Raw genomic sequence first — 20,684 nt, 5'->3', positions numbered from 1 at the left:
ATTGAGCAGTGATCTAAGCGCCGCACCACGCTCACTGCTTGTCCTGGAGAGGCGGCGTCGGGCGGATCAGGATCTCATTGACATCCACGTGCGCCGGTTGTGACAGCGCGTAAACCACCGCGCGGCCGATGTCCTCCGGTTGTAGCGCATAGGCTGGCGGTTCGTCGAACAAGGGCGTGTCGACCATCCCCGGCTCTATCAGCGTGACCCGCACGCCGGTCCCGCGCAGCTCTTCGCGCACGCTCAGGCCCATGCCGGTCACCGCCCATTTGCTGGCGCTGTACATCGATCCGGGAATGACGAAGCGCCCTGCTGCCGAGCCGGTAAGCAAAACATGGCCGCGGCTGGCCTTTAGCGCCGCTAGCGTGCAGCGCAGGGTCAGCCCGACGCCGTAGATGTTGGTCAGCAGCATGGCTTTCCATACTTCGGGATCGGCGCCGCTAAAACCGCCGTCGCTGCCGGGGATGCCGGCGTTGGCGTAGACGGCATCGAGCTGGCCGTAGTGATCAAGCACTCGCTGGACCATGGCTTGCTGCTGGGCGTAATCGGTCACGTCGCAGCAAATGGCGATGGCACGCTGCGGCCCTAGCTCGTCCACCAGATGCTGCAACTTGTCCTTGGAGCGGGCGGCGAGCGCCAGCCGGTAGCCGGCCGCTGCCGCCATGCGTGCGGTGGCTGCACCGATGCCGGAGGAGGCGCCGGTGATCAACAGCACGGGATCGCTCATGGCTGCGCCTCAGTAGTTCGGAGTGGTTTCTGGAATGGCACTGTCGTCGGTAATGAACGGCATGCTCCAGGGCTCCAGAGCGCAACCTTTATCGAGTAACTCCTGACGCGTCTGCTCGATTACCTGCGCCATGCGCAGCGGGTCAGCGTAATCACGCACTTGCGGCACTCGGGCGAGTTCTTCGCCTGCCCCGTTCATCACGGTGAAGCCGAAGCTGTCATCCTCGGTGTTGGCGCTGGTCACGCAACCGCAGGGCAGAAAGGCTTCCGAAGCCAGTTGCATGGCGTTGTCCAGGCTGAGCGGGGTAGTGGTCATGTTTATCTCCGTTTCGTTGCAGATGTCTGAAGTTGACCGCCATATCCAGCAGCCGTTTCCCCATCTCCGACCGGCTGTCGCTTGTGCAACGGCAGACGCACCACCATATTCAGTCTCATGACTACCTCTTATCCCGATCCGCTGAGTCAATTCCATCCGGCCGTGGCTGAGTGGTTTTGCCGCAGCTTCCCCGCGCCCACTCCAGCCCAGACGGCGGCGTGGCCGCGGATCCGGGCGGGGCTTTCGACGCTGGTCGCCGCGCCTACGGGGTCGGGCAAAACATTGACTGCCTTTCTCGCCGCCATCGATGGGCTGGTGCAGCAGGGTCTGGCCGAGGATGGCCTGGCCGACGCGACGCGCGTGCTTTATGTCTCGCCATTGAAGGCCTTGTCCAACGACATCCATATCAACCTGGAGGAGCCGCTCGCCGGGATCACCGCCGAGCTGGCGCGTCTGGGCCTGCCGCCGCTGGAAATCCGCACGGCAGTGCGTACCGGCGATACGCCGCAGGCCGAGCGCAATGCCATGCGCAAGCGGGTGCCGCATATCCTGGTGACCACGCCGGAATCGCTCTATGTGCTGCTCGGCTCGGCATCGGGGCGCGAAATGCTCGCCGACGTACAGAGCGTGATCGTCGACGAGATCCACGCCATCGCCGGCAACAAGCGCGGCAGCCATCTGGCACTCTCGCTGGAACGGTTGGAGGCGCTCTGCAATCGGCCGCTGGTGCGGGTCGGCTTGTCGGCGACGCAGAAACCGATCGACGCGGTGGCGCGCTTTCTGGTCGGCGTCGAGCGGCCGTGCGAGATCGTCGATATCGGCCATGGCCGCGCCCGCGACCTGGCGCTGGAAGTGCCGCCGGTGCCGCTGGAAGCGGTGATGAGCAACGATGACTGGGCGCTGGTCTACGACCGACTCGCCGCACTGGCTGGCGAGCATCGCACCACGCTGGTGTTCGTCAACACGCGGCGCATGGCCGAGCGCACCACCCGGCATCTGGCCGAGCGGCTGGGTGCAGAGGTCGTCGCCGCACACCACGGCAGCCTGGCCCGCGAGCAGCGTCTTAGCGCCGAGCAGAAGCTCAAGCGCGGCGAGCTGCGCGTGCTGGTCGCGACTGCTTCGCTTGAGCTGGGCATCGACATCGGCGATGTCGAGCTGGTCTGCCAGCTGGGGTCGCCACGCTCGATCTCGGCTTTCCTGCAGCGGGTCGGACGGGCCGGGCATCAGGTGGCTGGTGTTTCAAAGGGGCGCCTGTTCCCCAGTTCCCGCGACGACTTGATCGAGTGCGCCGCGCTCCTCGACGCAGTGCGTCGGGGCGAGCTGGACACGCTGAAGATTCCGCGGGCGCCGCTGGATGTGCTGGCGCAACAGATCGTCGCGGAGGTGGCCTGTCGAGAATGGAGCGAGGACGCGCTGTTGGCGTTGATCCAGCGCGCCATGCCTTACGCTGCGCTGGAGGCGAAGGCCTATCAGGCGCTGTTGAAAATGCTCACCGAGGGCTACACCACCCGCCACGGAGTGCGCGGCGCCTATCTGCACCGTGACTTGGCGACCCGCAGCCTGCGCGCTCGCCGCGGCGGGCGGCTGATCGCATTGACCTCCGGCGGCACCATCGCCGATAACGCCGACTATGCCGTGCTGTTGGAACCGCAGGGGCTGAACATCGGCACGGTCAATGAAGATTTCGCGGTGGAGAGCCTGGCCGGCGATGTGTTCCAGCTGGGCAACACGTCGTATCGCATCCTCAAAATTGAATCCGGGCGGGTGCGTGTCGAAGACGCCCAGGGCATGCCGCCGAGCATCCCGTTCTGGCTGGGCGAGGCGCCGGGGCGCAGTGACGAGCTGTCCTTTGCCGTGGCGCGGTTGCGTGACGAGATTGATCGGCGGTTGGCTGAGGGCGCTCCTTCCGCCTGCGCCGGGCGCCCCAACCCTCTCCCTGAGGGGGAGAGGAGGCAGGCCGAGGCTGCTGGAACGAATGATGAAGGGCCAGGCACCGGAAGGGTTGCGTCTGCTGCTCAAAGCGGCGAAGCCCCACGCGTGGGTAATGAACAAGCTTCCCTGCCTGTCCCAGTCGCGGACCAGGCGCCCTCTTCCCTCCGGGGAGAGGGCTGGGGCGAGGGGGCGGCGGTGGGTAGAGTGGACCTATCGCCCGCGATCGATTGGCTTACCGGCACCCTTGGCCTGGCGGAAACCGCCGCGCGACAGATCGTCGAATACCTGGCGCGTGCCCGCTCCGCACTAGGCGCCTTGCCGACTCAGCAGCGGCTGGTGATGGAGCGCTTCTTCGACGAGTCCGGCGGCACCCAGCTGGTCATTCACTCGCCCTATGGCAGCCGCATCAATCGCGCCTGGGGGCTGGCGCTGCGCAAGCGCTTCTGTCGCACCTTCAACTTCGAACTGCAGGCGGCGGCCACCGAAGACGCCATCATTCTCTCGCTTTCCACCAGCCACAGCTTTCCGTTAGCAGAGGTCTGGCGCTACCTGCATTCCACCAGCGCCGAGCAGGTGCTGATCCAGGCATTGCTGGATGCCCCGTTGTTCGGCGTGCGTTGGCGCTGGATCGCCACCACCGCACTGGCATTGCCGCGCATGGCCGGCGGGCGCAAGGTCGCGCCGCAGCTGCAGCGAATGAAAAGCGACGATCTGCTGGCCACGGTTTTCCCCGACCAGGTCGCCTGCCTGGAAAACATCGTCGGTGAGCGCGAGATTCCCGACCATCCGCTGGTGCGGCAGACCGTCGATGACTGCCTGCATGAGGCCATGGACAGCGAGGGCTGGCTGGCACTGCTGCGGCGCATGGAATGTGGCGAAGTCGAGCTGCTGGCGCGCGATCTGCCCGCGCCGTCACCCTTGGCAATGGAGATCCTCGGCGCGCGCCCTTACGCCTTTCTTGACGATGCACCGTTGGAAGAGCGGCGCACCCAGGCGGTGCTTGCGCGGCGCTGGAGCGACCCCGAATCACCTGACGACCTAGGTGCGCTGGACCCCGAAGCCATTGCGGCCGTGCGCGAAGAAGCCTGGCCCGACGCGCGCAACGCCGACGAGATACACGAGGCGTTGACCGCATTGGGTTGCATCGCCGAAGGCGAAGCTGCCGCCGAGCCGCAGTGGCTGCAATGGCTGGCCGACCTTGCCCACGGCAAACGGGCCACGCGCATGCAGGTCGCTCACGACCGCGCCCTATGGCTGCCGCTCGAAAGGCTCATGCTGCTGCGTGCGGTCTACCCACAGGCGATGTTCGAACCGCATCTGCAGGCGGCCCCCGGATACGACCAACCGATCGGGGAAGACGAGGCGCTGGTGGAGTTGATTCGCGCCCGCCTAAGCGCCTTCGGGCCGTTGCCGGTCGCATTGATCGCCAGGCCGCTGGCGTTGCCGGCCTCTGCCGTCGCGACGGCGCTGATCCGCTTGGAAAGCCAGGGTTACGTGATGCGCGGGCGTTTCAGTGCCGGCGCAGTTGAGGATGAGTGGTGCGAGCGGCATTTACTGGCGCGTATCCATCGTTACACGGTCAAACGTTTGCGGCGGGAGATCGAGCCCGTGGAACGGGCCGACTTCATGCGCTTCCTCGGCGACTGGCAGCACCTTTCTGCCGCCACGCGCATGCAGGGCCGCGAGGCGCTGGCTACGGTCGTCGAACAGCTGGAGGGTTTTCAGGCCGCCGCCGCGGCGTGGGAAGCCGATCTCTTGCCGGCGCGTCTGAAGGATTACGGCGGAACCTGGCTGGACGAGTTGTGCCGCTCCGGTCGCATCGTCTGGACGCGGCTGGCGGCTCGCTCCAAGGCTAGTGGCGGACCGGTGAGGGGCACGCCAATCGTGCTGCTGCCGCGACGACGGATGAATGTCTGGCACGCACTGGCGGCCGAGGCGCCGGCGTCGGAGTTGTCGTCACGGGCGCAACGGGTGTTCGAATGCCTGCAAGCTCAGGGCGCGCTGTTTTTCGATGAGCTGCAGCACGAAGCCCATCTGCTGCGCGCCGAGCTGGAGGATGCCCTGGGCGAACTGGTGGCGGTGGGTTTGGTGAATGCCGACAGCTTCGCCGGTCTGCGCGCGCTGCTGGCACCGAGCAGTAAGCGCTCGCGAACGGCACGTCGAACCCGAGGTGGCGCCTTCATCGGCGGCATGGATGATGCCGGACGCTGGGCGCTGGTGCGCAAGTCCGGCGGCGCCGATGCAGGGACTAACGGACGGGCTTCGTTCGATCCCGAAACACTGGAGCATATCGCCAGGGTGCTGCTACGACGCTATGGCGTGGTGTTCTGGCGCTTGCTGGCGCGTGAAGCGGAGTGGTTGCCACCCTGGCGAGATCTGTTACGGGTTTACCACCGCCTGGAAGCTCGGGGCGAGATTCGTGGCGGGCGCTTCGTCGCAGCCGTGGCCGGCGAGCAGTTCGCGCTGCCAGAGGCACTCGGATTGCTCCGCGAGGTACGCAACAGGCCTGTGTCCGGCGAGTTGCTCGCGGTGTCGGCGGTCGATCCGCTGAATCAGATTGGCACTTTGCTGCCGGGCACCAAGGTGCCCGCGCTGGCGGCCAACCGGATTCTTTTTCGTGACGGTGTACCTGTGGCTGTACTGGTGGCGGGCAAGCCGCAATGGCTGGTGGAGCTGGACGAAAATGGGCAGCACGAGGCGCGCCGCTTGTTGACCCCAGCAAGACGTTGAGCGGCGAATTCCTTTCTCAGGCCGCCGGCGTCATGCATTTGAGGCTGCCGAAGTCCTTTCGCAATTGCGCCAGGCGACCGGTCAGGTGCGTGCGCTGGCCATCGTCGGCAAGGTTGTAGAGGTCTGCCACCAGTTCCAGGCCAGCCTTCTCGGCGCGCTGCAATGTGGCCCGATCGCTTTCGTTCATCAGTGCCTCGCGCTCCTGCAGCAGCTGTGCGATGCGGTTATCGAAATCGTCGTCTTGACGATCTTCGACAGCCGCAAGCAGCATCGTCTGCCAGCGTTCGCGATTCTCCAGCCAGCGGCTGTTCTGTTCGCGCAGGGCATGTGCCCAGACCAGCACGCGCTGACGCTGCTCTGCATTCAAGTCTCCGAACCAATACGCCAGTCGCTCCTGCATGCGCTCGGCACGTTCACGAATCTGCTGATCCAGCGGCGGAGCCAGGTATTTCTCACGGTGCTCGCGGCGGTTTTCCTCCAGCCCTTTGCGCAGCTCCGCGACCTGGTCGTCACTCAGCGCGCGCAGCACGTTGCTGGCGGTCGGGGTGATTTCCACGGCGATGGTGTGCATGGCTTCGCGAACGGCACGGTAGTGGGGTTGGAGGTCGCTTTGATCGAGTTGGCCGTCAGCGCTATCGCGCTCGAGCTGCTCGACGCTGGCGAGCAGTTCTGGCAGTTGGGTGCTGCAGTGCCAGGCGAGGTGTTCACGCAGCCGCTGGCGTAATTCACGTTGCTGGCTGCGATCGAGGTCCAGATAGTCGTTGAGCGTCCAGGGCACCAGCATGTCGATGTTGCGATAGACCAATGTCGCGCGGCTGCAGCCGGTCAACACCATTGTGGTGAGCAGGGTCAGCAGGAGCAGTTTGGCGGTGGGGCGCATCGTCTCTTCCTCCCGGTACGGCGCTTTTCTGTAGAGCGGCGGGGCCGCCAGGGGTTCGCGCGCGGGAGTGTTTCGTCGGTGCGAGCGAGCAAAGGCGCCCGGCGTGTGGTCTTCATTACATGCGCCAGCATCGCGCAAGCGAGGTGGTAGACCTATCCCAGCAGCAATGGAGAAACGCCATGACGTCTCAAGTCAAGCATCTAAGCGGTGAAGATGTGCCTAAAGCCTGGCGCCCGACCTGGGCCGTATGTTGGGTGGTGGAGTTGAACGGCACCGTTGTCGGCGGCCCCTACGCCACCGAAGAGGAGGCTAGGGCAGTCCTTGAAGGCAAGGAAGAGCCGCGTATTTCACAAACCCCTACGCCCTGACCACCACCTCGTGCCCGCAGCTAGCGTGACTGCTCCAGGCAGTGCTGCGGGCAAGGAGCCTGATAGGGTACCGATGGCGGAGGCGGTGCGACCAGCTGGTTCACCAGCTCCAGCGATTTATCGAATGACGGGTAGCCGCTACGCGCGACATCCAGTTCGCCATAGGCCTGCTTATAGCGCTCGGCCTTGGTAGTGTCGGCCACGTCCAGCAGGTAAGGCTCCTGGTAAATCTTGTAGAGCAGCGCCACTGCATGGGGATGGCCTTTGCTCTTGGCCTTCTCCAACAGCTGTAAAACTTCCGACGGCTCCGGCCCTTGCCGAATCAGCAGCAACGCCTGATAGAACTCGGTCTCGCCGCGCCGATCCAGTTTCGCGCTGCGATCGAGTAGCGCCTGGGCCAGCTCATAGCTGTCTTCGTCTGCAATGGAAATCAGAATTTTCGCCTGCATCAGGTCGTTCTGGTACAGCAGGCGTTCGGCGCGACAGTTGTCGTTCCACAAGCGATCACAGGATTGGCTGGCGCAGCCGCCAAGGGTCAACAGCAGGCCGAACAGCATTGCCTTTTTCATGGCTGACTCATTCTCCGTTTTCTTTTAGCCAGTATGGGCCGTGCCAGCTTCGATCCGCTAGAACCGCTTACGTTCGCTCAAAAGTAGGAGCAGGGTGCGTTCATCGGTTGCAGACCGTAGCGTCTGAGCAGCGTCTGCCAGCGCGCACTGTGCGGCAAATCGGCGATGAGCTGCTGCACGAACTGAGTGGCGTCAGCGTTGAGGCTGGCTGTCATGAGCACATGGCGATCGAACACATACAGTGGGCTTGGCGATACGTGCAGCTGCCCTTCGGGTATCTCCGTGAGACTGTAGAACAGTCTGGACGACCGTGGAATCAGCGCAACGTCGAGCCGCTCGGAGAGCAGTTTGTTCAGGTTCTGCAAGTCGCTGTGCACGTCTTCGCGCTGTATCAGTCCCTTGTCGATATCGTTCTCCAGGGCTCGGTACCGGTGCCCGAGAATCCCGCCCAAACGCAAGCCGTGCAAGGAACGCGGCCCGTCGTAGTTCACCGGCGCATCACTGCGAGAAACGAAATCCTGAATATCGCACAGCAGTGGACGAGTCCAGCTAGCGTGGGCCGTCAATCGCTCGGGAAAGAACTCTGGCGTAGCCCATAGCAGAACGCCCGGCTTATTGGCGGCGAGTCGGGCATCGACGCGTTTGCGTGGCAGTTGTGTCAGCTGGAAATCGTAGCGACCGTGATTGGTCGGATGCTCGTTGAGCAACTGCACCATTGCCTCGGATAGCCCCACGCTGTGCCCGGAGGCGAAAGGAGGGGATGGCTGATAGGCCCAGACGGCGATAGGCTCGGCTGCCAGAACATGTAGCGGAAATACGGCCAGCAGCAACAGCAGCAATTTCTGCATCGCGATCCTGTCGTAGCGAAGAAAGCTGTCGTGGCGAATTGCCGCAACGAGCCGGCCAAGACTGATTCAGCGTGGCTTGTAAAGCAAGCGCACTCCGTCAGCCAGTGCTAAAGCAGGGCGAGGGGCGGGTTCAAAAACGCTCGTGTTCGCCCAGAAAGCGCCACTCATTGAGTGGCAGCTTGGCCATCGACAGACGACCTATCCGGATGCGCTTCAAAGCGATTACTTGCAGGCCGATGGCTTCGCAGAGCAAGCGAACCTCGCCGGGTAAAGGTTCCTTGATTACCAGGCGCAGGCGGTTTTCGCTCTGCCAGCTGACCTTGGCCTTGGGCAGTATCTTGCCGCGGTGGCCGATACCTTTGGCGAGCAGCGCCAGCCCATTCTCTTCAGCTTCACCGCTGACTTCGATGACGTATTCCTGTTCCAGCTTGTCACGCGTGCTGGTCAGCAAGCGGATCACGTCGCGCTGCTGGCTGAAGATGGTCAGGCCGCTGGTATCCTCATCCAGTGGCAGCAGCAAGTTCTGCTGAAGCAGATGTCGCTGCAGGGGCTGGATTCGGCCGGGATCGTCATTCCAGTGGGCGCTGGCCAGGAGCGCGCGCCGAGTACTTTCGGCATCCACGCCGATTGGCGTGTCGGCCGGCTTGTGCAGCAGCAGTGTCACTGGTGGTATTTCTTTTGCCGTGGCACCGGGTTGCAGCGCGATGTGCTGTTCCGGTCGCACCTTGATGAATGGCGCTTCGACCAGTTCGCCGTCAACGGTTACCCAGCCACCCTCGATGTACAGCTCCGCTTCGCGCCGGGAGCAGCCGAGTTGTTCGGCGAGGCGTTTGGCAAGGCGTACGGGATCGGTCATGGTGCGCTCGGGACGGGGAAATGGACGCGGAAGGGAGGTGGAACGCGGCGAGCCAGGCATACAGCGGCTCGCCGAAGGCGGTTCGAATTCAGATCATCACTTCTTGCTGATGGTGATCTGCCGGGACGGGCCCTGGGTCTGGCCGCTCACGCCGTTGGGGATGGTCTGAACCTCGCCGCCGGCCTTGATAAAGGCGGCCATCTGCGCAGCGAGGGACTGGCTGGTTTCAGAAGCGGGTTCGGGTTTGCGCTTGGCGCTAGTGGTTTTCGTGGCCATGGATCGCTTGTCCTTGAATCAGTCGAACCGGGCATTATACAGATTTGATCAAAATTTGTTCAGTTATTTGTGCTCCGTCATTTCTTGAAGCGTTTTTGCAACCACCGAGCGCGCTGTCTGGTCTTCAATGAAGCCGCGAAACGTGGGTTTCACGACCGAACTGTCTACCCGGAGGACCAACATGCTGCGCCATGCCATTCGTACCACGCTCTGCGGTTTCGCCATTGCTGCTTCATTGCAGGCCACCGCCGAACCGCAGCGCTACTCAAGCGAGGCCGGCCAGGTGACGGTCAAGGAGATTGCGTCGGGTTTGGAGAACGCTTGGGGGCTGGCCTTCTTGCCAGACGGTGAGCGCATGCTGGTGACCGAGCGGCCCGGCCGGCTGCGTGTGGTGGGCCTGGACGGCAGTCTGTCCGAACCTCTTGCAGGCGTGCCGGAGGTGTTTGCTCGCTCCCAGGGCGGGCTCCTCGATGTGCGGCTGTCGCCGTCGTTCGATAATGATCGCCTGGTTTATCTGACCTATGCCGAAGCTGGTGAGCAGGGCAAGGCCGGAACCGCCGTGGGGCGTGGACGGCTGAGTGACGATCACTCGAAGCTCGAGAACTTCGAAGTGATTTTCCGGCAGATGCCGAAGCTGTCCACCGGTATCCACTTTGGTTCGCGGCTGGTCTTCGATAACGACGGTCATCTGTTCGTCGCGCTCGGTGAGAACAATCAGCGCCCGACCTCGCAGGACCTCGACAAGCACCAGGGCAAGGTGGTGCGCATCGGCCTGGACGGCAGCGTGCCGGACGACAATCCCTTCATTGGCCAAGAAGGCGCCCAGCCGGAGATCTGGTCCTACGGCCACCGTAACCAACAGGGCGCGGCACTCAACCCGTGGAGCGGTGTGCTCTGGACCAATGAGCACGGTCCGCGTGGAGGCGACGAGGTGAACATTCCGCAGGCTGGCAAGAACTATGGCTGGCCGCTGGCAACCCATGGGATCAACTACAGCATGCTGCCAATTCCAGAAGCCGAGGGTAAAACCGTCGAAGGCACCGAGCCGCCGCACCATGTCTGGGCGAAGTCGCCGGGGGTCAGCGGGATGGCGTTTTATGACGCCGAGCGTTTCCCCGCCTGGCAGCGCAGCCTGTTTATCGGCGCTCTGGTAGACCAATCGCTGATTCGCCTGCAGCTCGATGGCGATCGCATAGTGGGTGAGGAGCGCCTGCTCAAGGACTTGGGCGCTCGCATCCGTGATGTACGCGTCGGGCCAGATGGTTACCTCTATCTGCTCACAGATGCGGGAAGCGGTAAATTGTTGCAGGTTGGCCTCGACGCCAAATAGTCCAGCACTTTCGCGGGGTCGCTGGCCCCGCTGTCTTCCAATCGTGCCAATCTCCGCGCTGCACGGAGCAATCCCGCTCGTCGCCTGTCCCACTCTCAATCGATGGCCACTTCTGCTGGTCGTCGGAACGCTTTTGTGGGTTCGATAACAAGATCGAGGGAGAAAGGCCGTGGCTGTGGTTATCAGCGGATTGTTCTGCATCATCGTCGGCATTGCGCTTGGCGTCGGGGGCGCGAAGGTCGTCAGCCTGGGTGGCACTTGGTACTTCGCGCTCGTAGCGGCTGGATTTCTGCTGACAGGCGCATTGTTGCTCATGCGCCGCCGTGCTGCGCTTTGGGTGTACGCACTGTTGATGCTCGGCACGCTCGGCTGGGCGTTGTACGAAGTGGGACTGGACTGGTGGCAGCTGGCGCCGCGCGGCAGCATCATCGCGCCGTTCGGGCTGTGGTTGCTGACGCCATGGATCGCGCGGCGCCTCGGCTGGCAGCACTTCGGTTTCCGTGCCTGGGGCGGCGCAGCGTTGCCGTTGATGCTGGCGGTCATACTCTGGGGTGCGACGGCAGTTTATGCGATAGGTCATGACAGCCACGACATCAAGGGCATGTTGCCGCCACCCTTGGCCGAAGCGCCGGCCGCCGACGACAGCGTGCCGGCCGGGGACTGGCATGCCTACGGGCGCAGCCAGCACGGCCAGCGTTATTCGCCTTTGGCGCAGATCACGCCGCAGAACGTCGAGCGCCTTGAGCCGGTCTGGCATTACCAGACCGGCGATCTGCGCGGCCCGGAAGACCCGGACGAAACCACCTATGAAGTCACGCCGCTAAAGGTCGATGACAGCCTGTACCTGTGCACCCCGCACAATCTGGTGATCGCCCTGGACGCCGAAACCGGGCAGGAGCGCTGGCGCTTCGATCCCAAGGTGCCGCACTCGGTCAACCGGCAGCATCTGACCTGCCGCGGGCTTTCCTACCACGCCTCGCCGCAGGCTGCCGATGGCCAGGCTTGCCGGCAGCGGCTGTTCATGCCGACCGCCGATGCCAGGCTGATTGCGCTCGATGCCAAGACCGGCGAGATCTGCCCCGGTTTCGGCGATAACGGCGAGATCGACCTTTGGGCAAACATGCCGCACGCGAAAGAAGGCTTCTATTACTCCACTTCACCGCCGGTGGTGGCGCGAGATCTGGTCATCATTGGCGGCGCGGTGAACGATAACGTGCGTGCGCAGGAGCCGTCGGGCGTCATCCGTGCCTATGACGTCTATACCGGCGAACTGAAATGGAACTGGGACCCGGGCAATCCAGAAGCCACCGACCCCATTGCCGCCGGGCAGACCTACAGCCCCAGCAGTCCGAACAGCTGGAGCATCTCCAGCGCCGATGAGGCCTTGGGCATGGTCTACGTGCCGCTGGGCAATCAGGTGCCGGACCAGTGGGGCGGTCGACGCAGCGAGAACAGCGAGCGCTTTTCCTCCTCCATCGTCGCGCTGGATCTGGACAGCGGTCAGTTGCGCTGGGTGTTCCAGACCGTGCGCCATGACCTCTGGGACATGGATGTGCCGGCGCAGCCGAGCCTCATCGATATCCAGACCGAGAACGGCCCCGTACCGGCTCTGGTGGCGCCGACCAAGCAAGGCGACATCTATGTACTCGACCGTCGCAATGGCGAGCCGATCCTGCCGGTGCGCGAAGTACCTGCTCCGCAGGGCGCAGCCCAAGGCGACTGGGTTGCCAAGACGCAGCCGGCGTCGGCGCTGTCCTACGAACCGCCAAAGCTGCAGGGCAAGGACCTTTGGGGTGCGACACTGGTCGATCAGATGATGTGTCACATTCAGTTCCATTCCCTGCGCTATGAGGGCCGCTACACACCGCCATCGACCCAGGGCACCTTGGTCTATCCCGGCAATTTCGGCGTGTTCAACTGGGGCGGCGTGGCGGTGGACCCGGTGCGGCAGATGGTTTTCAGCACGCCGGCCTATTTGGCCTTCACCTCGAAACTGATCCCGCGCGAGGATGCCGAGACGACCTACGTATCCGAGGAGGAGCCGTTCCTCAACGAGAACTTCGGCTCGCCATTCGCCGTGGAACTGGAAGCCTTCGTGTCGCCTATCGGCCTGCCATGCACGGCCCCGCCATGGGGCTATGTGGCTGGCGCGGATCTGCGCACCGGCAAGACTCACTGGCTGCGCAAGAACGGCACGGTACGCGACCGCTCGCCGATTCCGCTGCCGTTCAAAATGGGGGTGCCGAGCCTTGGCGGTCCGATGATCACCGCCGGTGGTGTTGCGTTTCTTAGCGGCACGCTGGACTACTACGTGCGTGCTTACGATGTAACGACCGGCCGCGAGCTGTGGAAATCACGCCTGCCAGCTGGCGGCCAGGCCACGCCGATGACCTTCCAGAGTCGCTCGGGGCGGCAGATGGTCGTGGTAGTTGCAGGTGGTCATGGCTCGCTCGGCACTAAAGCTGGCGATTCGGTGATCGCCTATGCACTGCCGCGCTGACTGGCGCTAGAATCGCCGCCTTTGATATCGGGACAGCCCACATGGCCGCAATCGGACGTTACAACAGCCTGCAAATCGTCAAGCACACCGGTTTCGGCCTCTATCTCGATGGCGGCCCGGACGGCGAAATCCTGCTGCCCAACCGCTACATCCCCAAGGATACGCCGACCGAGGTGGATGACTGGCTCAACGTCTTCATCTACCTCGACAGCGAGGACAAGCTGATCGCCACCACGGAGAAACCCAAGGTGCAGGTCGGCGAGTTCGCCAGTCTCAAGGTCGCCGAGATCAATCGCGTCGGACTGTTCCTCGATTGGGGGCTGCCCAAGGATCTCCTGCTGCCGCATTCCGAAGAGAAGCGGCCGCTGCAGGTCGGCGATTACTGTGTGGTCTACGTCTATATCGACAAGCGCACCCGGCGAATCACCGCTACCGCGCGCCTGGATCGCTATCTGGACAAGACCCCGGCCAACTACAAGGTGGGTGAGGCGGTGGACCTGCTGATCGTCGAGGCAACCGATCTGGGCTACAAGGCGATCATCAACGGCCAGCATTGGGGACTTGTCCACAAGAACGAAGCGTTCAAGTTTCTGCGTGGCGGCATGCGTGAGCGTGGCTACATCAAGGAGCTGCGGGCCGACGGCAAAATCAGCCTGAGCCTGCAGCCGGTAGGCAGCGAGGCGACCGACGCGCTGCAGGCGTTGATCCTGCAGAAGCTGGAAGAAAATCAAGGCTCGCTGGATGTCAGCGACAAGAGCCCGGCAGAGGAAATCGCCCGCCGCTTCGGCGTCAGCAAGGGCAACTTCAAGAAGGCCATCGGCGGGCTGTACAAGCAGGGCCGCATCATCATCCACCCGGATCGCATCGAACGCGTGTGATGGAGTGTCGGGGCGGTCGCAATGACCGCCCAGCGGCAAGCTCGACGCCGCTACAGATCCAGATCGATCTGCCCGCTGCCTATTTCCTTTCTCAGCGATTCCCCGCCACTAGCCGCATAGCTTAGCTGCCCGCCAATCAGTCGCGCTGGGGCGGTGAAAGGGTGGACTACGGGCGGCTTCTCATCCTGAATGTGCAGCACTTCGATGCCTCGCGTTTTCAACACGTCGGATACCAGCGAGCGATGACAGCGCCACCAGAGCACCTCCGCACACATCATCGCGGTGCGTTCATTGGCAGCCATTTGCAGCAGGCATTGCAGGCCCCGTTGAAATTCGGCGCTCTGCAGGTGGTCGGCGTAGCCCTGAAACGAGCTATTGCGCCACGCCAAGTTGGTTGAATCTTTTACGGGACGGCGCCGGCCGCCCAACTCCTCGATCCAACAATAGTGCACTCCATGCGCCGCCAACGCTTCGCGTAGCGCATTTTCGCCGAACTGTGGAAGTCGCCTGGAGCCTGGGAAACGCCGGACATCGGCGATGGCTTCGATCTGGTGGTGGCGCAGCACATCGATGAACTGCTCCAGCGTGCGTGTGGAGTGGCCGATGGTCCACACCGTCATTGGCTGAGTCATGACTCAGTCCAACTTTCGCAGTGCCGACTCTTTATGCATCGCCACATGGTCGGTCTTGTCGCTCTTGATCTCGTACTGCGGAGCGTCTGGGCTGGCGCGCCGTGTCCGGCCCATGAACTCGGTGTCGGCCGTATGCACGCGAATGATGCGCCCACGAACCCGTCCTGCCTCGGAATTCCAGCTCACATGATCACCTACTTTATAGCGCTGGCTCATAGTGCCTCCTCGTTTGCTTGGTCATCAGGCGTTGGACCGCAGCAGGTCCATGACTCTCCACTGGAAAAGCCGGTGGCCGAACTGAAGCGCGGGGAGTTGTATCGCGCAAAATCCATATACCGTTCGTCGCCTCGATAAATAGGATTTAATCCCTCCGCAGAGTTTGATGATTCAAAAAAACGGCGCTTTTTGAACGCCAAAATGCCAACTAAAGCGGTTCGGCGTAGTATCACTTCGACACCTTACCCTGAGTGAGTACTGGCAAGTTAATGTTATAAGTAGCTTTGTGGCGTTTTTCTGGCGATCTAATAGCGCCATAAAAATTTCCATTATTTTCTGAAAGCTATTATAAAACCGCCACGCAAGACGTTTGACCGGTTTGTTCAGGGGGTGGACGACGGGAAATTTCTTGTTGAACGGTTCGTTTGTTGTGATTTAGCGGCTTCCTTTCAAGCATCGCCCCACGACTTATCGACCTCCCGTCACTTTTTAAAGGCTCTGCCTTTGAAGTAGTAAGTTCCGGAGAGACTCAATGTCCACCAACCTGTTTTTCGGTGCCCGCAAGGCACTCGTAGCTTCCATCGCCACTGCCGTCCTCCTGGGTGGCTTTACCGTTGCAACTGCTCCTTATGCGGCTGCGTCCACTACAGTTGCTGCAGCATCCGCTTCTGCCAAAATCAACGCTTTCACTAATGCCGACTGGCTCAATGGTGTGTGGCGTACCGGTGCTGGCTTCTCGATCCCTGCTACCGCCGTCAACCAGGCTGCTTTCAAGGCTGGCGTTTCGGTACGGCTGGCTGATGGTCAGGTGCGCAAGATCAGCCGCGCGCAGATCGTCGGCAGCAACATGAGCATCTTCCTGGAAGGCGCAAAGCTCGACGGCAACAAGGTCGGCGCTCCACAGGTGGTGAGTATCGGCAACGTGGCTGTAACGGCTCCGGTGACCACTGCACCGGCAACCATCGCCGCGCATTCGACCAACATCAACGCTTTCACTAATACTGATTGGCTCAATGGTGTATGGCGCAAGTCTCCTGGCTTCTCGATTCCTGCCAGCGAGGCGAACAAGGCAGCGTTCAAAGTGGGTGCCTCGGCAAGGCTGGCTGATGGCCAGGTTCGCAAAGTTACCCAAGTACAAATCGTCGGCGCCAATATGAGCGTCTATCTAGAAGGCGCGGCGGTAAATGGAAGTGTTGTAGGTGCACCTAACAAGTTGGCAACGGCTGGCACTACTACTGCCACTCCGGCTCCAACTACGCCGACAACTTCGGTCATTGCAACCAGCAACCTGAACAACTTCACCAACACCGATTGGCTCAATGGCGTGTTCCGCGCATCCGCAGGCTTCTCAATTCAGGCAAGCACTGCCAACGTCGCTGCGTTCAAGGCTGGCGCTCTGGTGAGGCTGGCTGATGGCCAGACGCGCAAGGTGCTGCGCGCTCAATTGGTTGGCAGCAACATGAGCGTTTTCCTCGAGGGTGCAGCAATCAACGGCACATCCCTCGGTTATCCGAAAACGGTGTCGGTAGTCAGCACATCGACCAGCGCTCCTTCGGGCCCCGCTTTGACAACTCCGCCAGCAACGGTGACTCCAGCTCCTTCGGCCCCCGATACCACTAACGGTAAGCCGCTATTGGTTGGCGTCAACCTGTCCGGGGCAGGCTTTGGTCCTTCCGTAGTCCCGGGTACCCACGGCACTAACTACACCTACCCGGCTGAGTCGTACTACAAGAAGTACGCCGATCTGGGCATGCCACTGGTTCGCCTGCCGTTTCTCTGGGAGCGCATTCAGCCCAAGCTGGGAACGCCGCTGAACACTGTAGAGCTGGCGCGCCTGAAGCAGTCGCTGGATTTTGCCCAGAAGCACAATGTCAAAGTGATTCTCGACCTGCATAACTACTACCGCTACTTCGGTAAGTTGATCGGCTCCAAGGATGTACCGATCAGTTCCTTCGCTGCAGTTTGGAAGCAGATTGCGCAGGAAGTGGTCAATCATCCCGCCGTCGAAGGTTACGGTCTGATGAACGAGCCGCACTCCACCAATGGACTCTGGCCGCAGGCTGCCCTGGCTGCCGCTCAGGCGATCCGTACCGTCGACTCCCAGCGCTGGATCTACGTAGCGGGCGATCGTTGGTCGAGTGCCTTCCACTGGCCTCACTACAACACTCAGCTGATCACCAATCCGTGGATGCGCGATCCGAAGAACAACCTGGTCTACGAAGCGCATATGTATGTCGACAAGGACTTCTCGGGTAACTACTTCGACAAGACCGAGAAGTTCGATCCGATGATTGGTGTCAATCGCGTCAAGCCCTTCGTTGAATGGCTGAAGCAGAACAAGCTGCGCGGTTACATCGGTGAGCACGGCGTACCAGACTTCTCGCCCTCGGCCATCGTCGCAACTGACAACCTGATGACTTACCTGCGTCAGAACTGCATCCCCAGCACCTATTGGGCAGCTGGTCCCTGGTGGGGCGAGTACGCACTGTCTCTGGATGTAGTGAGTGGCAAGCACCGTCCACAGCTTCCGGTTCTTCAGAAGCACGCCAAGACTGCGCACAACTGCACCAGCATCGGTCCGCTGTAACGGCTGGATACCTTGCAAACCTCTAACGGGCCTTCGGGCCCGTTTTTGCGTTTCGGCCGTTTGTAAGGCCTTGCAGCTCGTCGGCTCGACAGTTCAGCGGAATCTGCAAGTGCGCTGACCAGTCAGTCAAAATTGTAGTGATTCTTGCCGTTTCGCTTGTTTCATCGCGTCAATGTCGTAACCCGCCTAGCGCGCCGCGTGCGTACTTTTTATAGGCAGATGGCCATCAGGCCGCTGCTCCGCGTTACCCACCCGCTTGCCGTAGGTGCCCACTCAAACCCGGCGCCAATGTCTTGCACCGCCTGGCTAAAACCACGGAACTCAAAAAATGGGGTCCGGTCATCATTTATGTGCGCACTGACAATTGCACGGCCGCGGCAACCCCGCATTGCTGTGCTTCAACGGACCGTGGTCATCCGGCCAATCTATGAACCTATAAAGGTGGACAAAATGACGACACCCGATGAAGAGATCACAGGTTACGGCGGCCAAGCCAAAACCGATTCCCCGCTGACGGGCGCGCCGTCCGGACAGACCAATCCCCAAGCGAGCTCTGCTGGTTCTGATCGGATGAGCAGCTCCGGTGCTGTTCCGAGCGCGGAGGACTTGAAGGCGAGAGCCCGTGAGGCTGGCGAGCAGGTCAAGAGCCAGGGGAAAGCCCAGCTCGATAGTTACCGCGGCACTGCTGCCGACGAGCTTGAGAAGGTTGCGCAGAGCGTGAAGGCTGCAGCCGGTGAGCTGGAGAATCAGGACAGTACCGGGCTCTCGCATTACGTTTCAGATATGGCGCAAAGCATGGTCGACCTGGCCGACAACCTGCGCGGCAAAAGTGTCGATGAGCTCGTCGGTGACGTAAACCGACTGGCGCGGAACAATCCCGGGTTGTTCATCGCGGGTAGCATCGCGTTGGGCTTCGGGTTGACCCGTTTCGCCCGCGCATCGAGCCATCGTGCTGACTCTGCGGCCCGAGAGCCTACTACCGACTACGGACACTTTGATGCCAGCCGTCCGCATCCCACCTCACCGTTGGGTGTCCCTGCTGACGTGACCGCTGAAACCTTGCCGAGCCAGTCTGAACTGGACTCGCGTATCGCAAGCGGTACGCCAAGTACGCCTGTTGGCGGCAACCCAGGCATGTCACCGACTACCGGCACCACGACCGGCGTCGGCAGCAATGGCAAAGGCACTAACGGAGGGCTTAATCGATGAACGAGCAACGCAACCTCAACACGCCCTACGAACCGGGCAACGCCGAGCATGACAATTCGGTTGGTGGCCTGTTGCGCCAGCTGACCCGTGAAGTGCCATCCTTGTTCACCAAAGAGCTGGCGCTGGCCAAAGCTGAGCTGACTGAATCGCTTCGCGCTACGAAAGCCGGTGCTGCCAGTGTCGCAACCGGCGGTGCTGTACTGCTGGCAGGCTTCATCATCCTGTTGATGTCTGCCGTCTACTTCCTCAGCACCATGATGGAGCCCTGGCTTGCTGCTTTGATCGTCGGGGTTGTTGTCGTCGTCATCGGCATGGTCATGGTTTCGGCTGGCAAGAAGAAGTTCGAAGCCTCTTCACTCAAACCCGACCGCACCATTCATTCGCTGCAGAAGGATAAAGAAGCAGTTAGGGGGCACGCATGAGCACACATAACCAGGTAGATGTAGAAGCGCAAAAGGACCCGAGCACGCTGGAGCGCGAGATCGACCAGCAGCGTGCAGAAATCGGCAACATCGTCCATGCGCTGGAGAGCAAGCTTTCTCCCGGCCAGATGATCGATACCGCACTGGGCTATGCCAAAGGTGGCGGCAGCGAGTTCCTGCACAACCTCACCGATACCGTCAAAGCCAATCCGGTGCCGACGTTGTTAACCTCCGTTGGGTTGGTATGGCTGATGGCAGGGCAGAATCGGCGCCCCGACTACAGCGCGAGTACTGCCACCTCAGGTCCGTCCATGACGGACAAGCTGGCAGCCAAAGCTTCGGGCCTCAAGCAGCAGGGCACGGGCATCAAGGACAAGGCGGCGCAGATGAGCCACGACGCTTCCAGTTCACTGGGTAATGCGCGTCACCGGGTCAGCGACTCCAGCCGGCATGCTGCCGAGAGCCTTCGCCATACCGCAGACCGTGCTCGAGGCGGGTTCACTCAGCTGCTCAACGAACAGCCGCTGGCGCTAGGTGCCATAGGCATCGCGCTGGGAGCCTTGCTGGCCGCCTCGGTACCCCCTACACGTCGTGAAGACGAATTGATGGGGCAGCAGAGCGACCAGCTGACCGGCAAGCTCAAAGACAAGGCCCGCGAGGGTTATGAGATGGTCAGTAACGAAGGCGAGCAGCTGGCGAGTCAGGTCAAGCACGATATCGAGCGCGACCATGGCCAACCGGCTTCGCGACCGCACTGAGACTGGCGCAGGCAGGTAATGCGGATTGTTGTGTCGGGGCGTACACGGGCTTGAGTCCTATTACAGAACCCCCGATAATCCGCCACCTGGCGCCGGTGTAGCTCAGTAGGTAGAGCAGCGCATTCGTAATGCGAAGGTCGCAGGTTCGACTCCTGTCTCCGGCACCAATGAAATCAAGGCTCGCAGCTATGCGGGCCTTTTTCGTTTCTGGGTCGGGGTTACGCCGGGGTTACGTTTCGGGAGCCTTGTCGAGTGAGCAGGGCGGATGAGCGATGCTGGCAGATCATCGGCTTTGTATGGTTTGCCGAAACACACGCAATAGAGTTCCTCCATCATTCCCTGGACGAAGTGGCCTGGGGCTGCCCCTTTGCCGGCTGCGCGCTGCGCCACGCCGTTCAGCCTGGGATGCGAACGTGGCATTTGTATGGTTTGGGTGGATACCGTTTTGGATACCGCCGCTTGGATACCACCTCAGTGCTGGTACGCAAAACGTGGTGCGCAAGGTGGTACGCACGGAAATGGACATTTCAGCGATGCGTACCGGCTCTCCGGGCTGACCATATCGGCGGCCGTCCAATTCCTGTTTTGATGGCAAAGACGCTGAGCTTTTTCTTATGCAGCCTACAGCCTCGGTATGAGGCATGCGTCTGC

The 20,684-nt window shown here is 61.8% G+C and carries 18 protein-coding genes and 1 tRNA gene; 10 read left to right on the top strand and 9 right to left on the bottom strand.

Features of this window, described 5'->3' with window-relative positions:
* Window positions 1-31: 31 nt before the first annotated feature.
* Both AAEZ08_RS09955 and AAEZ08_RS09950 read right to left on the bottom strand, forming a co-directional pair.
* Window positions 32-727 (bottom strand): SDR family oxidoreductase, encoded by a 696-nt coding sequence (locus tag AAEZ08_RS09955; protein WP_482693598.1) that lies wholly within the window; start codon window positions 725-727, stop codon window positions 32-34.
* Between the two features lie 9 nt (window positions 728-736).
* Window positions 737-1,042 carry a hypothetical protein gene (locus AAEZ08_RS09950; RefSeq protein WP_003285641.1) on the bottom strand — a complete coding sequence of 102 codons (306 nt, stop codon included), beginning with the start codon at window positions 1,040-1,042 and terminating at the stop codon, window positions 737-739.
* 117 nt (window positions 1,043-1,159) lie between these two features.
* Here AAEZ08_RS09950 and AAEZ08_RS09945 point away from each other — a divergent pair, with 117 nt between their 5' ends.
* On the top strand, window positions 1,160-5,704 hold the full coding sequence (locus AAEZ08_RS09945) for a DEAD/DEAH box helicase (RefSeq protein WP_500124192.1): 4,545 nt from the start codon (window positions 1,160-1,162) through the stop codon (window positions 5,702-5,704).
* 16 nt (window positions 5,705-5,720) lie between these two features.
* Here the strand turns inward: AAEZ08_RS09945 and AAEZ08_RS09940 are convergent, their stop codons facing one another.
* Window positions 5,721-6,584, bottom strand: coding sequence for a DUF6279 family lipoprotein (locus tag AAEZ08_RS09940; RefSeq protein WP_500124191.1), 864 nt, complete (start codon window positions 6,582-6,584; stop codon window positions 5,721-5,723).
* Window positions 6,585-6,763: 179 nt separating this feature from the next.
* On the opposite strand from AAEZ08_RS09940, the gene AAEZ08_RS09935 reads away from it, so the two are divergent.
* Window positions 6,764-6,952: a hypothetical protein gene (locus AAEZ08_RS09935; RefSeq protein WP_003285645.1), complete on the top strand. Its 189-nt coding sequence runs from the start codon at window positions 6,764-6,766 to the stop codon at window positions 6,950-6,952.
* A gap of 20 nt (window positions 6,953-6,972) precedes the next feature.
* Here the strand turns inward: AAEZ08_RS09935 and AAEZ08_RS09930 are convergent, their stop codons facing one another.
* The 4 genes from AAEZ08_RS09930 to AAEZ08_RS09915 form a co-directional block, all read right to left on the bottom strand.
* Window positions 6,973-7,521, bottom strand: coding sequence for a hypothetical protein (locus tag AAEZ08_RS09930; RefSeq protein WP_500124190.1), 549 nt, complete (start codon window positions 7,519-7,521; stop codon window positions 6,973-6,975).
* A gap of 77 nt (window positions 7,522-7,598) precedes the next feature.
* Complete coding sequence (locus tag AAEZ08_RS09925) at window positions 7,599-8,369, bottom strand: hypothetical protein (RefSeq protein ID WP_003285647.1); 771 nt, start codon at window positions 8,367-8,369, stop codon at window positions 7,599-7,601.
* A 130-nt stretch (window positions 8,370-8,499) separates the two neighbouring features.
* Window positions 8,500-9,225, bottom strand: coding sequence for an RNA pseudouridine synthase (locus AAEZ08_RS09920; RefSeq protein ID WP_500124189.1), 726 nt, complete (start codon window positions 9,223-9,225; stop codon window positions 8,500-8,502).
* Window positions 9,226-9,321: 96 nt separating this feature from the next.
* A complete protein-coding gene (locus tag AAEZ08_RS09915) occupies window positions 9,322-9,501 on the bottom strand; it encodes a PFL_1563 family small protein (protein WP_003285650.1) in 180 nt (59 codons plus the stop codon).
* A 181-nt stretch (window positions 9,502-9,682) separates the two neighbouring features.
* On the opposite strand from AAEZ08_RS09915, the gene AAEZ08_RS09910 reads away from it, so the two are divergent.
* From AAEZ08_RS09910 to AAEZ08_RS09900, 3 genes are all read left to right on the top strand, one after another.
* A complete protein-coding gene (locus tag AAEZ08_RS09910) occupies window positions 9,683-10,831 on the top strand; it encodes a PQQ-dependent sugar dehydrogenase (protein WP_500124188.1) in 1,149 nt (382 codons plus the stop codon).
* Between the two features lie 169 nt (window positions 10,832-11,000).
* The gene (locus AAEZ08_RS09905) at window positions 11,001-13,331 is read left to right on the top strand and encodes a glucose/quinate/shikimate family membrane-bound PQQ-dependent dehydrogenase (protein WP_500124186.1); all 2,331 of its coding nucleotides are present in this window, start codon (window positions 11,001-11,003) and stop codon (window positions 13,329-13,331) included.
* Window positions 13,332-13,372: 41 nt separating this feature from the next.
* Window positions 13,373-14,209 (top strand): CvfB family protein, encoded by an 837-nt coding sequence (locus AAEZ08_RS09900; RefSeq protein ID WP_003285653.1) that lies wholly within the window; start codon window positions 13,373-13,375, stop codon window positions 14,207-14,209.
* Window positions 14,210-14,259: 50 nt separating this feature from the next.
* Here AAEZ08_RS09900 and AAEZ08_RS09895 read toward each other — a convergent pair whose 3' ends face one another.
* Both AAEZ08_RS09895 and AAEZ08_RS09890 read right to left on the bottom strand, forming a co-directional pair.
* Window positions 14,260-14,841, bottom strand: a complete 582-nt coding sequence (locus AAEZ08_RS09895) for a DUF488 domain-containing protein (RefSeq protein WP_106155435.1) — start codon at window positions 14,839-14,841, stop codon at window positions 14,260-14,262.
* A 3-nt stretch (window positions 14,842-14,844) separates the two neighbouring features.
* The gene (locus AAEZ08_RS09890; RefSeq protein WP_058064215.1) at window positions 14,845-15,057 is read right to left on the bottom strand and encodes a hypervirulence associated TUDOR domain-containing protein; all 213 of its coding nucleotides are present in this window, start codon (window positions 15,055-15,057) and stop codon (window positions 14,845-14,847) included.
* A 532-nt stretch (window positions 15,058-15,589) separates the two neighbouring features.
* Between AAEZ08_RS09890 and AAEZ08_RS09885 the strand changes: the two genes are divergently transcribed.
* The 5 genes from AAEZ08_RS09885 to AAEZ08_RS09865 all read left to right on the top strand — a co-directional run bounded on the left by AAEZ08_RS09885 (window position 15,590) and on the right by AAEZ08_RS09865 (window position 20,200).
* Complete coding sequence (locus AAEZ08_RS09885) at window positions 15,590-17,644, top strand: glycoside hydrolase family 5 protein (protein ID WP_500124185.1); 2,055 nt, start codon at window positions 15,590-15,592, stop codon at window positions 17,642-17,644.
* A gap of 450 nt (window positions 17,645-18,094) precedes the next feature.
* Window positions 18,095-18,853 carry a F0F1 ATP synthase subunit B family protein gene (locus AAEZ08_RS09880; protein WP_500124184.1) on the top strand — a complete coding sequence of 253 codons (759 nt, stop codon included), beginning with the start codon at window positions 18,095-18,097 and terminating at the stop codon, window positions 18,851-18,853.
* Window positions 18,850-19,275, top strand: coding sequence for a phage holin family protein (locus AAEZ08_RS09875; RefSeq protein ID WP_003285659.1), 426 nt, complete (start codon window positions 18,850-18,852; stop codon window positions 19,273-19,275). Before AAEZ08_RS09880 ends, AAEZ08_RS09875 begins: the two co-directional genes overlap by 4 nt.
* Window positions 19,272-20,033 carry a DUF3618 domain-containing protein gene (locus AAEZ08_RS09870; RefSeq protein ID WP_058064217.1) on the top strand — a complete coding sequence of 254 codons (762 nt, stop codon included), beginning with the start codon at window positions 19,272-19,274 and terminating at the stop codon, window positions 20,031-20,033. The genes AAEZ08_RS09875 and AAEZ08_RS09870 overlap by 4 nt, the downstream gene beginning before the upstream one ends.
* Window positions 20,034-20,124: 91 nt before the next feature.
* Window positions 20,125-20,200: transfer RNA gene (locus AAEZ08_RS09865), tRNA-Thr, on the top strand.
* The last annotated feature ends 484 nt before the right edge of the window (window positions 20,201-20,684 follow it).

Origin of the sequence: Pseudomonas sp. E45-MNA-CIBAN-0222 (genome assembly GCF_040310405.1) — a bacterium.
Classification (GTDB): domain Bacteria; phylum Pseudomonadota; class Gammaproteobacteria; order Pseudomonadales; family Pseudomonadaceae; genus Stutzerimonas; species Stutzerimonas stutzeri_AC.
The sequence above is the reverse complement of the archived record's forward strand: the minus strand, read 5'-3'. Positions and strand labels throughout refer to the sequence as shown.

Coding starts and splice junctions, on each gene's coding strand:
- AAEZ08_RS09955 (WP_482693598.1), bottom strand. CDS start 727: ATGAGCGATCCCGTGCTGTTGATCACCGGCGCCTCCTCCGGCATCGGT.
- AAEZ08_RS09950 (WP_003285641.1), bottom strand. CDS start 1,042: ATGACCACTACCCCGCTCAGCCTGGACAACGCCATGCAACTGGCTTCG.
- AAEZ08_RS09945 (WP_500124192.1), top strand. CDS start 1,160: ATGACTACCTCTTATCCCGATCCGCTGAGTCAATTCCATCCGGCCGTG.
- AAEZ08_RS09940 (WP_500124191.1), bottom strand. CDS start 6,584: ATGCGCCCCACCGCCAAACTGCTCCTGCTGACCCTGCTCACCACAATG.
- AAEZ08_RS09935 (WP_003285645.1), top strand. CDS start 6,764: ATGACGTCTCAAGTCAAGCATCTAAGCGGTGAAGATGTGCCTAAAGCC.
- AAEZ08_RS09930 (WP_500124190.1), bottom strand. CDS start 7,521: ATGAAAAAGGCAATGCTGTTCGGCCTGCTGTTGACCCTTGGCGGCTGC.
- AAEZ08_RS09925 (WP_003285647.1), bottom strand. CDS start 8,369: ATGCAGAAATTGCTGCTGTTGCTGCTGGCCGTATTTCCGCTACATGTT.
- AAEZ08_RS09920 (WP_500124189.1), bottom strand. CDS start 9,225: ATGACCGATCCCGTACGCCTTGCCAAACGCCTCGCCGAACAACTCGGC.
- AAEZ08_RS09915 (WP_003285650.1), bottom strand. CDS start 9,501: ATGGCCACGAAAACCACTAGCGCCAAGCGCAAACCCGAACCCGCTTCT.
- AAEZ08_RS09910 (WP_500124188.1), top strand. CDS start 9,683: ATGCTGCGCCATGCCATTCGTACCACGCTCTGCGGTTTCGCCATTGCT.
- AAEZ08_RS09900 (WP_003285653.1), top strand. CDS start 13,373: ATGGCCGCAATCGGACGTTACAACAGCCTGCAAATCGTCAAGCACACC.
- AAEZ08_RS09895 (WP_106155435.1), bottom strand. CDS start 14,841: ATGACTCAGCCAATGACGGTGTGGACCATCGGCCACTCCACACGCACG.
- AAEZ08_RS09890 (WP_058064215.1), bottom strand. CDS start 15,057: ATGAGCCAGCGCTATAAAGTAGGTGATCATGTGAGCTGGAATTCCGAG.
- AAEZ08_RS09885 (WP_500124185.1), top strand. CDS start 15,590: ATGTCCACCAACCTGTTTTTCGGTGCCCGCAAGGCACTCGTAGCTTCC.
- AAEZ08_RS09880 (WP_500124184.1), top strand. CDS start 18,095: ATGACGACACCCGATGAAGAGATCACAGGTTACGGCGGCCAAGCCAAA.
- AAEZ08_RS09875 (WP_003285659.1), top strand. CDS start 18,850: ATGAACGAGCAACGCAACCTCAACACGCCCTACGAACCGGGCAACGCC.
- AAEZ08_RS09870 (WP_058064217.1), top strand. CDS start 19,272: ATGAGCACACATAACCAGGTAGATGTAGAAGCGCAAAAGGACCCGAGC.